A 13,142-nucleotide genomic window follows, 5' to 3' on the forward strand; every position below is an offset into this window, starting at 1 on the left:
AATGGAGTTGTCCAAATGAGCAGTAGTTGGGATGTCATTGTCGACGCACTTCCTGTCTTGGCCCAAGGCTCTGTGGTCACGTTAAAAATAACGGTCATTTCTCTGTTTTTCGCTCTCTTGATCGGATTGCTTTTTGGCTTAATGAGCACCAGCCGCTCCAAAATACTTCGTGGCATTGCAACCGCTTACGTTGACTTTCTCCGCGGCACACCGCTGTTGGTTCAAATCTTCTTTATTTATTTTGGATTGCCGCCTGTCCTGGATATCAAAATTCCAGAGACAACCGCAGGTATTCTAGCACTCAGCCTCAATGCCGGAGCGTACCTGGCTGAAATTTTTCGCGGAGGGATTCTCTCTATCGATAAAGGACAGATGGAAGCTGCTCGCTCCCTCGGACTATCCCACGGAAAAGCCATGCGCCTGGTTATCTTGCCTCAGGCTGTTCGCCGCATGATTCCTGCTTTCGTCAACCAATTCATCGTGACGCTAAAAGACACCTCGCTCTTAACGGTCATTGGTATCCGTGAGCTGATGAACAGTGGTGAGATTATCATTTCTAGCAACTTTCGCTCATTCGAAATTTGGGCTGTAGTAGCGGTCTTCTATTTCCTGATGATTTACATCCTCAGTCTGCTGTCCCGTTCCCTTGAGAGGAGGTATGCGAAATGATTCATGTAGAGAATTTGAAAAAGAGCTTTGGCTCGTTGGAAGTCTTAAAAGACATCTCGACTACCATTAAAGATCGTGAAGTTGTCTGCGTCATTGGTCCCTCCGGCTCGGGAAAAAGTACGTTTCTGCGCTGCCTGAACCAGTTGGAAGAAGTAACATCTGGCAAAGTCACCATTGAGGGCATAGAGGTTACTTCCCCCAAAGTCGACATCAACAAGCTGCGAGAGCGTGTCGGCATGGTGTTTCAGCGGTTCAATCTCTTCCCGCATCTCACTGTTTTGGAAAACATCATGCTTGCGCCCAAGCACGTCAAAAATTCAGCGCGTCAGCAAAATGAACAAAAGGCGCTGCAACTCCTCAAAAAAGTGGATTTGGCGGACAAGCGAGACGTGTATCCCGATCGATTGTCTGGTGGTCAACAGCAGCGCGTAGCCATTACACGTGCGCTCGCCATGGACCCTCACATCATGCTGTTCGACGAGCCTACCTCTGCACTCGACCCAGAAATGGTCGGAGAGGTTCTTCAGGTGATGAAGGATTTGGCCAAAGAAGGAATGACAATGGTCGTGGTTACACATGAGATGGGCTTTGCCCGTGAAGTAGCCGATCGCGTGATTTTCATGGATGGCGGATACATCGTCGAAGAAGGCACACCTGCCGAGATTTTTGACAATCCCCAGCATGAGAGAACCAAGGCATTTCTCAGTAAAGTGCTATAGACAAGCAACGGGCATGATGCGATTTTTCATCCATCATGCCCGCTTGTTTTTTCCTATAAAACTACCTTACACATACTCATGCGCCAGCATCAAAAACACACTGGACGTCCACGTAAAGGCCCGGTCTCTCAGTCCATCACCTGTCAGCGCATCGAAGTTTTCCGCCATGCCACTGCGCGCCGCCATTCGGCAAAAACGTCTGGCAATCTCCTGAGAAAACGCGACTTCGCCTGCTTGCCGCAATCCATCGACCAAGAGCATCGTCACTGGCGCCCAGATCGGGCCTAACCAGTAGCCATCAGCGCGGTAGAAGGAGCTGGCTGGACTCTCCGTAGCCAGTCCATTCTCTGTCAAAAACCGCTCCTGCAAGTCCACAATCAGCTTGGCCCGGATGTGCTGCGGCAGCTTTTCGCCAAGCACGAGAGGCATATAACGGATCAAGCTGTCTCCTTGGGTGGGCTGATCGCTGCCGGAGTGGGTCGCGAAGAAGTTTTCGCCATTCCAGTGCTTCTCCAGCAGTCGTTGCAGCGTCATTTCGGCCTTTTCCTGCCACCTCGTTGCCTCTTCGGGACGACCCAGTCTATTCGCCAAATCCGCCAGCACATCCATTTGCAGAATCAAATACGCAGGCAAATCGGGGCTTTCAATCGGCGCCCCCTCAAGGAAAATCGTGCTGTTGTCCCAACCGCAGTCATAGCCGTGATTGTACTGCGGAATCCCGTCCTGATCATCGTCGCGGTAACGGAACCACCAATCGGTCCAGCGACAAAGCGGCTCATACACCTCTTCCAGCATCTCGTTTGTAATCGCATCGTTCCGATCCAGCATCCAGCGCAGCGTCCAGCCGTGAATCGGAGGCTTGCAGCAATTCCACAACGCATACCGATCATTGATAAAATCGGGGAAGACACCACTTTCATCCTGCCTGTCGATAAAAATCATGAGCTGATCCCACGCTAGCGGCAAGTTTGCTCGCGTCAGTGCCATCGCATTGAAGCAATGATCCCAGCTCCAGATATTTGTCATCCAGTTTTTGGACATGTACATCGCAGGCCGTGGCAGGTAGCCTTCGGGTCTCACCACACAAGACCAGGTGATGTATGCCGCGAGTTCTCTTGCTTCGTTCAAGCATTCGCCATGCCCCTCAGATACAGAGAGTGTCCGTTCCAGCCAGTCGTCGTACTCTTTTTTTACCTGCTCCCATCCATCAGCAAAGGCAGGGTAGCTGCGCTCCTTCCATACCGTGTGGAACTCCTCCAATACGCCTTCCAATACACCCGTTTCCTCGTCGGGAAGAAAGGTTATTGTGACTTGCTGTTCACGCGATGCCTTCGTAGGGTTGACCACAAGTGATCCGGCAAGCGGAGTCACTCTCAAGCGAATTTCCGTGGAAAAGTGATTGATTTCCCAGCATCCGGCTCCAGCTTGAATCGCATAATCTGCTGCCGTCGATTCGAGCACCATTCGCAAACCAACCCCTTGACCACGTACCTGCACCAGCTGCGGCTCGCTCATGCACAGCTTCACTTCGCCTTTATCCCCGTACAGACGCAGCAAGGTTGGCGTAGCCTCCGTTTCAAACGGAACTGCCAAACCATCGGCTACCATTTCTATGCGAAAAATCGCACCATCGTGGTTGTCTCCTCCACGGATATTGCGCAAATATAGTCCTTCTTTTCGCTTGGCGTTACCCAGTCGCGAGAGTACGAGATACGACCCGTATCGGGTAAAAGGAACCAATCCTAAATCAAACAGCATATGTCTCACCTCGAGGTTGCTTCGTCGATCGTGTACGATCGCGCTTTTCCAGCAGGCGGCTCATTCTGGCATTCATCCACCAGACAGGCAGGCTCGCTCCCAACAAGATCGGCAAAACGGGAATCGCCAGCAAGAAAATCAAGAGAAGAAGCAAGCCTCCCATCGTGACGAGCGAATGCAACGGAAAGGCCGCGACTAGCCAAAACGACTGCTTGAGCGTCCGCTTCACGTCCGCATCCTCCCGAATAAGCAGGGAAAAAGCGTTGCAAGTGGTAGCCGCATGCAAGCATCCAATCCCCGCAAAAACAGCCGCGAACGAGAGCCCCCACAGAGAGCCCATGCGAAGGAAAAACACCACATCGACCCACAGGATTGCCCCCGTTAGCACCGTCCCTGCGCCAAGCCATTGGCTTCTCCAGAAATAGTGGCGAAAAGCATGCCAGAAGGCGGACGGCAGCCCACGGTCATTCCACTTGCCGCTAAGTACGTCGTGTAGAGCAGCTGTCGCTGGAAAGATTCCAAAAACGATGCCTCCCAAGAGCGCGCACGCCACCCACATGAAATGCGCTGCCGCCATCCGCAACAATCGCTCACCAAATTGATGAAATGACCATGCCCAGCCTTCCCACTTCGCCCGATTCCCCACTGTGGTTCTCCCTCCTTACTTGATAGCTTCTTACTTAATAGCAACACCAGCTGAATTATCTACGATATATCGTTGTGCGAGGAAAAAGAGGAGTAACGGCGGAAGCGAGATCAGGAGCGTTACCGCCATCAGCCCGGTAGCCTCTACTTCATACATCCCTTTAAATTGCGCCAGTCCCAGCGTCAGCGTGTACTGACTTTGGTCATTCAAGAAAATGAGTGGACCCAAATAGTCGTTCCATGTACCCAAGATGTTGAATACACTCACCAAAATCAGAGCAGGCATCATCAACGGCATAATAATCCGAGCGTAAATCTGAAATGAACCCGCACCATCAATACGCGCCGCTTCATCCAGCTCACGAGGAATGGTCAAAATAAACTGTCGCATGAGGAAAATATAAAACGCTGATCCAAAGAACGACGGCACAATCAACGGCTTGAGTGTGTTGATCCAGCCCAGATAGTTGAACTCCATGTACAGCGGAATCATCGTCACTTCCCACGGAATCATCATCGTCGCTAGAACGACCATAAACAGGAAGTCTCTTCCTTTAAACGTGAACCGGGCAAAGCCGTACGCGACCAGCGAAGACGATATCAACTGCCCAATCGTAGTCAGGATCGTCACCGTCAACGAGTTTTCCAAATACAGATCAAACGGCTGCGACATCCACGCATTCCCGAAGTTCTCCCAATGCAGCACATCCGGAATCCATTTGGGAGGATACTGCAAAATCTCAGCGTCCGACTTGAGCGCAGTAGAGATCATCCAGTAAAACGGTGCGAGAAACAGGAAAGAGAAAAAGATCAAGCTCGCATAAGCGATCGTTTTGCGTATCAAGCTTCTTCCCCTCCCCTGCGGTTGTCGCCCTCGTAGTACACCCATTTGCCGGACGTTTTAAATACGAGGAAGGTCAATACCAAAATGATCACGAACATAAACCAGGAGTTCGCCGAAGCATACCCCATCTTGAAGTATTTGAAGGCGTTGTCATACGCGTACATGGCATAGAAATACGTAGACTGTAACGGTCCGCCTCCTGTGAGCAAGAGTGCTAGACTCAGCTGCTGGAACGCACTAATGATCGTCATAATCAGGTTAAACAGAATCGTAGGGCTGACCATCGGCAGTGTAATGCGGAAAAACTTTTGCACCGCCCCTGCCCCATCAATCGAAGCCGCTTCATACAAGCTCTCCGGGATGCTTTTGAGCCCCGCCAGGAAAATCAATACCATGGAGCCTTGCCCCCACAAACTAGCGATTACCATGGCAACGAGTGCCCACGACGTATCGTTTAGCCAATCTGGACCTGTAATCCCAATCAGACTGAGCAAATAGTTGAAAATACCGTATTCTCCGTCATATACCCACGCCCAGATCATCGCCAGCGCCACACCGGAAATCACGCTCGGCAAGTAAAACACTGTGCGGAAAAAGCCGCTGCCTTTTACCTTCTGATTCAGCATCATCGCCAAAAACAACGCGATGAACAAATTCAACGGGACAAACAACAGCGCAAATTTAATCGTGACCCAGAGCGATTGCCAAAACAATGGATCATCCGTAAACATATTGATGTAATTGTCCAAGCCGACGAACGTAACCTCACCAACGACAGGCCAATCAAAAAAGCTCATGACGAGCGAAAACAGCATTGGTCCCAGCGTAAAAGCGAGAAAGCCGAGAATCCAAGGCAAGATAAAAAGATAGGGCGTAAGAAACGCCCTTCCCCTGAGTTTTTTCGGTTGAACGGTCATGGCAGGCTGTTTGTGTGTCACAACGCTCTCTGTATTCAATTTCCTGACCCCTTCCCGTTATTTCAAGAATTTCTGGGAGTCTTTGACTGCCTTATTCAGTAATTCCTCGGCGTTTTGTCCCATCATGATCGCATTGACCGCTGCGGAAAGGTTCCGGTTGATTTCGTTCCAATGCGGATTCAACAGGAAGGCTGGCGTGTCAGTCGATTGCTCCAATGTCTTATAGAACGGCGCGTAGAGCGGGTCTTGATCAAGCTTCTTCTCTTGTACGACACTAATACGCACAGGCAAATCAGATGTACGCATCTTGATCGCATCGCTGGAAACGAAGAACTTCAAAAACTCCCAAGCCAGTTCTTTGTTTTTGGAATCCTTGGCGATCGATACTGAGGAGGTTGCAATGACTCCCTTGCCAGGCTTACCAGGGAATTGCGGCATCACGACCGTACCAAAATCGACATTCGCCTTCTTGTACGACTCGAGCGACCATACGCCGTTGTCATACATCGCGAGCTTGCTTGCTTTGAACAAGTCGTTGCCGCTTTGCTGGTTTTTTCCACCGACGAGCAAAGCGCTCTTGTCCTTCGCCAAATCACTGAAAATTTGCAGGGCCTCTGCTGTTTCCTTACTGTTCATGTAGCCTTCGATGGCTTTTCCATCAGGGCTGATGAAGCTGCTGCCGTTGCTCCACACGAACTGCTGCAAATCGTACGTATCCGGCTCCGAACGAACAGCGAAGCCGTACTGCTTCTTTTCGCGAACGGTCAGCTGTTTGGCTGCCGATTTGAAATCCTCCCACGTCCAGTCGTCTGTCGGAAGTGGTACATTTGCTTCGTTAAACAGCTTTTTGTTATAGAAGACGACCCGCGTCGAGAAGCCCGCTGGGAGTCCGAACAATTTTCCATCGAATCGATTATAGTTTAAGAGGCCTTGGTAAAAGTCGTCGATTGCCACTGATGGGTCCTTCTTTACGTACTCATCCAATGGCTCGAGCGAGGCGTTATACGTGGGGAAATCCCACATGTACATGACATCCGGCGGATTTTTGGCTCCGAATGCCGCTACCAGCTTCTGATCAAAACCATCTGCATATGCCTCGACTTGTACCTTCACACCTGGATTTTTCTGTTCGAATTGTTTCGCGATATCTTGTTGGATCTTCAGCATTTGGTCCGTATCCCATGTCGCGAAACGCAATGTAACCGTTTCCTTTTTATCAGACGACGCTGGCGTTGTCGTACCTGTGCTACTAGACGTGCCGTCTGATCCTGCTGGCTGGGCTTGTGAGCAACCAGCTACGACGGCCAAAAGAAGTGCCATGCCAGTTGCCATCCATTTTGACGCAACCTTTCTCATCTGTGATCCCCCCTAGATTTACCCCTCATTTTTCTTTATTTTAATGAAGGGGAAAAAACGGTGAAACCGCTAATTGTTCGCAATAGTGCGTGAATTTGTTTCCTTTTTTTCGTTCTGATCAGGTTTGCGCGGTGGAGTGGACGATTGTTCGACTGGACTCCTCCTTTTGTTTGAAACGGTAGTGACTCGGGGTCATTCCTGTATATTTTTTAAACCATTTGCTGAAGTATTTCGGGTCAGGAAGACCGACTCGCTCCGCTACCTCCTGAATGGACAGAGCTGTTTCATCCAGCATCCCCCGGGCCATTTTTACCCGGCGCTTGTCGAGGAACTCCCCAAAGCTCTCGCCCACTCCCTTTTTAAACATCACGCTAAAATGACTGCGGCTCAGTCCCACCTGTGAAGCTACCTCACTAACGGTCAATGGCGTATCCAGACGATCGAGTGCGTAATGAACAGCCTGCTTGATCGGTTCCTGCCATGGGTCTTGAATGACGCCGTACTTGCGCGCCCGCTCCGTGCGCTGGTAGAGCATTCGTACCGTCTGAATCCACGGTTCGAGTCCAGCAAACGGGCTTGCTGTCTCCCAGCTCGTCACCTTTCCAGCCAGCTTCCATTCCACGAGCAAGGATTCTACCTGTCTGCCAGTACTTGCCGGGGTCAGCAAAAAACGAATATCGCCACATGCAAGCCATTCCCATTCGCCTTCCAGCTCACTTGCTACCCATGCCCGCTCCTGTTCCTCCCGGTTCTCACTGCCCATCCCTTCCAAGAGCCATACACGCATGGAATCGTTCATCCACGACCAATGTGTTTGCAGGAGGGAGGACAAGCTTTGCTCGAAATCCAGGCTCAAGCCAGTCAACCACGCACCGAATTCCCGCTTCCATTCATCAGGGCGTTCACGAATGTTTTCAGGTCGCGCGCACTCGCCTGCCAACTCAGTCCGCAGCTTTTCCAACAACGTACCCCATTCCTCATCCTGGAACTCGGTCTTCAACAAATATCCCGACACCCCGAGAGAGATTCCCTGCTGGGCAAAAGAAAAATCGCGGTGACAGCTGAGCAGAAGCACCTTTGTTTGTGGTGCGTGCTCCTTCACCCGCCTGCAAAGCTCCAGCCCATCCATTTCTGGCATAACGATGTCCGTAATCACCAGCTCGGGCTGTATTTGCAGGAATGCCTCCCAGCCTTTCCGACCATTCGGTGCATCGGCTACCACTTCCATCCCATAGCGACTCCATGGCACCATTGCCTTCAGTCCTCTTCGCACCAGCACTTCATCATCCACAATCATTACCTTGATGTTCATCAGGAATTTCCTCCCTTTTCGGCCACATGATTTGAATTGTGGTTCCTTCTCCTCTGACAGATGAAATCTTCATGCCGTGCTCCATACGGAAATGAAGCTTGAACTTCTGATCGACGTTGTACACGCCGAGCCCTCGCTTGCTAGAACGCTCCAGATCAGGATCGAGAAGTTTAGCCAATCGCTGGGGCACAATTCCTGCGCCGTCATCTTGCAACAACAGCGTCACAAGCCCTTCTTTTTCACTGACACTGATCCGGATCGTTCCATGCCCATCTTCGAATGCGTGGAAAAAGATGTTTTCCAAAAGCGGCTGAAGAGTCATTCGCGGGATTAAATAGCGGCGGCAAGCTTCTACTCCGGTCTGTTCAAATTGAAAAACAGGTCCGTACCGCAGCTCTTGGATTTGCAGAAAATGCTCGACGGTTTGTAGCTCCTTTTCCAACGGGACGAGCTCCTGCGTGATGTCGAGATTGCCCTCCAGCACTTTGATGAGATGATAGAGCATATTGCCAATTTCATTGGCACCAGATAATCTCGCTTTCCACTGGATCGAATTGAGTGTATTGAACAATAGATGCGGATTGATTTGGTAGTGAACGGCTCGCAGCTCTGCTTCCTTTTTCAACTGCTCGGTTCGACTCACCTCGGCGATTAACGTCTGAATCCGCCTCACCATTTGGTTAAAGCTCACCCCTAATCGCCCCAGCTCGTCTTCTGTATCTACCTCTGCGCGAGTTTGTAGCTCGCCTGTTCCTACCAGCCGCATCGTTTCTTGCAGTCGTTTGATTTTGCCTGTAATCCGTCTGGAAAATAAATAAGCCAAAAGAAGGGCAAGCACTGCCGAAAGAATCAGCGCCGCGATAAAGAAGGATTGAATCACTTCCGCAGAGCGGTTCATTTGCTCGTACGGCAAGCGCACCTGTATCATCCAGTTGTTGGACTCCAGCGGTTTGTTCCAGACGATATCGCTCTCTTGCTGGACGAACGTACCCGCAGTCTGGTAAATCAACTCGCCATTTTTGGCTGTGATCGTCACATGCGCACTCATGTCCTTTTCCAACTGGGAAAACAATTGAAACAGCTTGCCTGCTTTCATCTCGATCAAAATCCGGCTGTCCTTCAACACGCCATAACCGCTGAGAACGGGAACGACCAGACCGAGCACCTTCTCCTGATTCCGCAGCTCCGCCTCATCCTGAAACCCGACATAATGCCTGGGCGTGTAAAAGCCGATCCATCGCTCCTCATCCAGCTTGGTGGGCAGTGCTCTCCACCACGATTCCCGCATCAGATCCTGTCCATTGATGACATTTTCCCCGAAAAAATAACCGGAGGGCGTCACGATAAAAATGCCTTTTGTATCAAGGTTTCGGTGCGCCCCCAGGTATCGCTCGAAGTTTTTTTGTTCCAGGAAGCCTGTGTAGGTCTTCGGTTGTTCCTCCCGCATAACGACCAATGTCGGGTCAGACACGTACGTATTGATGTCATAGGCCATGTATCTCATTTGACTCAGGTAGTTGTCGATCTGGATTTGCAGCTGTGTCGCGATATACTCGCCTGACTTGCTAAATTGCTCGCGAACGACCATCGACGATTTCCAATACGCCATACTCCCCAGAGTAATCAGCGGAATAATGGCTGCAATCAGCATAAAAGCGAGCAGCTTGGCATGAATGCTTCTGCGCGGGAAGAGCGACCATGACTTCATGTGACAAACCACCACCGTATTCCGATTAGTTGCACTATTCGATCTTTAGCTAGATTGTACAACGTTTCGGCGATGCCTTCGAGAGCAATCAGCGGTTAGTTACACAAATTCAAATTCCGCTTATACAGCTGAACCGGAGAAATCGTATCCTTCGAAAAAGGAGTTAGCCTCATCTGGAATTGGAACTCCTCTGGACGCAAGGCATGCTGCTCGGATTGCTTAGGTCCGCAGCTATTGCTACCCAACCCGTTTTGTCGATAATCGAGATGCAGTGTGACATACTCTCGTTTTACGAGATCTGTCGTGTGCTTTGCTTGCTCCAGATCATCCGTATCATAGCGAAGTGCGCTAAATTCCAAGGTCGGTTGACCCATCGCGAAAAGTCCAATGCCTCGCTGATCCGTGATCGACATCCATTTGACGTCCGTGCGATTGCCATTTTCCTGCGGGAACACGTACGGCGTGTACAGCTCATCCACACTCGCATGATACACCCCGATGCAATTGGCTTCCTTGCTGTCGATATACGCCTCTCCCGGGCCGCGACCATACCACGAGACGCGCTCCATATCTTTGGCAACCAATAGCTTCAAACCGATTCGCGGCAGCATTGCTGGCGGGGTACCTTTGGGTGTGCCTTGAACATCTACCTGCACTTCGCCATTTCCGAACACGGTATACGTGTAGCGGCATGCAAAACCCCAGTCGTATACTGGTGGAGCAATCCGCACATCGCAGGTAATGACCACACGATCTTCTCGATCCTGCTGGATGCTTACATGCTCCACCCGGTTTTGCAAACGATCGAGGTATACCTTGCGCCACTCTTCCACTACGTACATGTCATTGTCAATCGGAGCGCGCCAAAACGTGAGGCGAGGTCCTGCCACCAACAGCTCCTTACCCGCAAACACCCAGCTCGTCGGCACACCGCTCACTTTGTCAAAAACGAACTGAAAATCTGCTCCTGTAAGGGTCACGTCCGTTTTCTTTTCTCTCGCATCTACTCTGCTGAACACAGGCTGGTAGGAAGCGGCCGTATCCTGTTGGGCAGCGGTCACTGGCAAGGCAAATTGTGCCCAAGCCAGCTCATGTCCAGCCTGTACCCAGCTCTCATCTTGGTCCAGCACAAAGGAGAGCGTCAGCCAGTAGTCGGTTCGATCCTGCACCTGCTTAGGCAAGGTATACGGAACAGCTACATTGGTACGACTTCCTGCTTCTGTATGTGGTAGCGACAGCGTGCCGCTCTGCACCACTTGTCCGTCTGCAGTCACACGCCAAACCATTCTCACGTGCGCAAGCGTGCGGAAATCATAGCGATTCGTAATGGTGACGAGCCCGCTTTCTAGATCAGTTGCTTCAACGACGATCGGCTCTATCACTTTTTTGTATTCGAGCAGCCCTGGGGATGGGGTGCGATCTGGACGAATCAGTCCATCGATGACGAAGTTGCCATTCGTCGGGTAGTCCCCGAAGTCGCCTCCGTAGGCATAATACTCTCGCCCATCCGGCGTATACTGGCGCAAGCCGTGATCAATCCATTCCCACACAAAACCGCCCTGCAAGCGTTGATATTTGTCAAACACATTGGCGTAGTCGCGCAAGCCACCGGGTCCATTTCCCATGGCATGAGCATACTCGCACATGATATGCGGCTTTTGCAGATGTTCATTTTCACCGTGCTGAATCATTTTTTCTACTGAGGAGTACATGGTGGAAAATACGTCGCACACTTCTGCCTCGCGATCCTCCTCGTAGTGGATGAGGCGAGTCGGGTCCGCTTGTCGGCACCAAGCGGCCATAGCCCGGAAATTGCAGCCAAAGCCGGATTCGTTGCCAAGCGACCACATGATGATCGACGGATGGTTTTTGTCGCGCTCCACCATGCGCTCCATGCGCTCTACGTATGTCTGCTCCCACTCTGGATCATCGCTCAGCTGACTGATGTTGCCGGTTAACTGGAAGCCATGTGTCTCCAAATCGGTTTCGTCCATGACATACAATCCGTACTGGTCGCACAAATCGTAAAAACGCGGATCATTCGGATAATGCGCGGTACGAACAGCGTTGATGTTGTGACGCTTCATCATGAGCACATCTTCACGCATCGTTTCATACGGGACTGCTCGCCCAAGATCGGGATGATGATCATGGCGGTTCACGCCGTTCAGGCGAATCGCTACACCGTTCACGTAGAAGTTGTTTCCTTTTACTTCAATACGTCGGAAGCCGACGCGAATCGGGATGACTTCTGTCTTTTCGCCCGACCCCTGCTCAATTCCAAGCAGCAGGTGATACAGATTCGGCTCCTCCGCCGACCATTTTTTCGGTTCCTGTACCGGAAGCTCCAAGGTCACGATCTTTTCCTGTCCGGATACCAGAACGCCTGCCTCGGTGTTAGTTAGCGAAGCGATCAGCGTGTCGGATTGATCCAGCAGCTTAGCGGTCACGCTCACCCTGTCATAGGCAGCTGCGGAACTGTTTTCTACATGGACACGTACACGCAGCACACCATGGCGGTATTCATCATCCAGATCAGTCACGACTGCCAGATCTCTCACATGCAGCTTCGGTCTGGCAATTAGGGAAACATCCCGAAAAATCCCGCTCAAGTACCACATATCCTGATCCTCTACATATGTACCGTCCGACCATTGGTACACTTGAACAGCCAAGCGATTCCTGCCTTCCTGCAACAGCTCCGTCACATCAAACTCAGATGGCAAGCGGCTTCCTTGGCTATAGCCGACTTCCTTTCCGTTCAGCCACACATGAAAAGCGCTGTCGACCCCTTCAAACCGCAGAATCACCTGCTGATCTTTCCACCCAGACGCTACGGTAAACTCTCGCAAATAGCAGCCTGTCGGGTTATCTGACGGCACATGCGGCGGATCGACCGGAAACGGATAGTACAAGTCCGTGTAATGCGGTTTCCCGTACCCTTGCAGCTGCCAATGCCCCGGCACCTGAATTCGCGCCCACTCCGTCGCATCGTAATCGGCGGCAAAAAAGTTATCCGGCACACGCAGTGGTGATTCTGCGTAAGCAAACTGCCAATGCCCATTCAACAATTGAAACCACGGTGTCGCGCCTCTTTCATACGTCAGTGCTCCCGATTCTTCCGGGTAAGACAAAAAGTAAGCCCGCGCCGCCAAGCGATTTCGCTCTAGCAGCTGATGATTTGCCCAGTCATACCGTTGATGCATCGATGTAC

The 13,142-nt window shown here is 51.2% G+C and carries 10 protein-coding genes; 2 read left to right on the top strand and 8 right to left on the bottom strand.

Annotation, left to right across the window (positions count from 1 at the left end; all coding sequences use genetic code 11):
* Positions 1-15: 15 nt before the first annotated feature.
* Entirely contained in the window at positions 16-669 is a 654-nt protein-coding gene (locus ACUUHJ_RS30850; RefSeq protein ID WP_173611721.1) for an amino acid ABC transporter permease, read from the top strand.
* On the top strand, positions 666-1,388 hold the full coding sequence (locus tag ACUUHJ_RS30855) for an amino acid ABC transporter ATP-binding protein (protein WP_472300943.1): 723 nt from the start codon (positions 666-668) through the stop codon (positions 1,386-1,388). Before ACUUHJ_RS30850 ends, ACUUHJ_RS30855 begins: the two co-directional genes overlap by 4 nt.
* A gap of 66 nt (positions 1,389-1,454) precedes the next feature.
* Here ACUUHJ_RS30855 and ACUUHJ_RS30860 read toward each other — a convergent pair whose 3' ends face one another.
* The 8 genes from ACUUHJ_RS30860 to ebgA form a co-directional block, all read right to left on the bottom strand.
* The gene (locus ACUUHJ_RS30860; RefSeq protein ID WP_472300944.1) at positions 1,455-3,146 is read right to left on the bottom strand and encodes an amylo-alpha-1,6-glucosidase; all 1,692 of its coding nucleotides are present in this window, start codon (positions 3,144-3,146) and stop codon (positions 1,455-1,457) included.
* Positions 3,136-3,792 (bottom strand): YesL family protein, encoded by a 657-nt coding sequence (locus ACUUHJ_RS30865; RefSeq protein ID WP_472300945.1) that lies wholly within the window; start codon positions 3,790-3,792, stop codon positions 3,136-3,138. The genes ACUUHJ_RS30860 and ACUUHJ_RS30865 overlap by 11 nt, the downstream gene beginning before the upstream one ends.
* Before the next feature lie 30 nt (positions 3,793-3,822).
* The gene (locus ACUUHJ_RS30870) at positions 3,823-4,635 is read right to left on the bottom strand and encodes a carbohydrate ABC transporter permease (RefSeq protein WP_082909882.1); all 813 of its coding nucleotides are present in this window, start codon (positions 4,633-4,635) and stop codon (positions 3,823-3,825) included.
* Entirely contained in the window at positions 4,632-5,552 is a 921-nt protein-coding gene (locus tag ACUUHJ_RS30875) for a carbohydrate ABC transporter permease (protein WP_289678175.1), read from the bottom strand. Before ACUUHJ_RS30875 ends, ACUUHJ_RS30870 begins: the two co-directional genes overlap by 4 nt.
* Before the next feature lie 57 nt (positions 5,553-5,609).
* Positions 5,610-6,908 (bottom strand): ABC transporter substrate-binding protein, encoded by a 1,299-nt coding sequence (locus ACUUHJ_RS30880; RefSeq protein WP_289675254.1) that lies wholly within the window; start codon positions 6,906-6,908, stop codon positions 5,610-5,612.
* A 118-nt stretch (positions 6,909-7,026) separates the two neighbouring features.
* Positions 7,027-8,220 carry a response regulator transcription factor gene (locus ACUUHJ_RS30885; protein ID WP_472300947.1) on the bottom strand — a complete coding sequence of 398 codons (1,194 nt, stop codon included), beginning with the start codon at positions 8,218-8,220 and terminating at the stop codon, positions 7,027-7,029.
* Positions 8,192-9,928, bottom strand: a complete 1,737-nt coding sequence (locus tag ACUUHJ_RS30890; protein ID WP_472300948.1) for a cache domain-containing sensor histidine kinase — start codon at positions 9,926-9,928, stop codon at positions 8,192-8,194. Before ACUUHJ_RS30890 ends, ACUUHJ_RS30885 begins: the two co-directional genes overlap by 29 nt.
* Before the next feature lie 95 nt (positions 9,929-10,023).
* On the bottom strand, positions 10,024-13,134 hold the full coding sequence (gene ebgA / locus ACUUHJ_RS30895; protein ID WP_472300949.1) for a beta-galactosidase subunit alpha: 3,111 nt from the start codon (positions 13,132-13,134) through the stop codon (positions 10,024-10,026).
* Positions 13,135-13,142 lie beyond the last annotated feature (8 nt).

The sequence above is a fragment of the Brevibacillus schisleri genome (genome assembly GCF_055685845.1).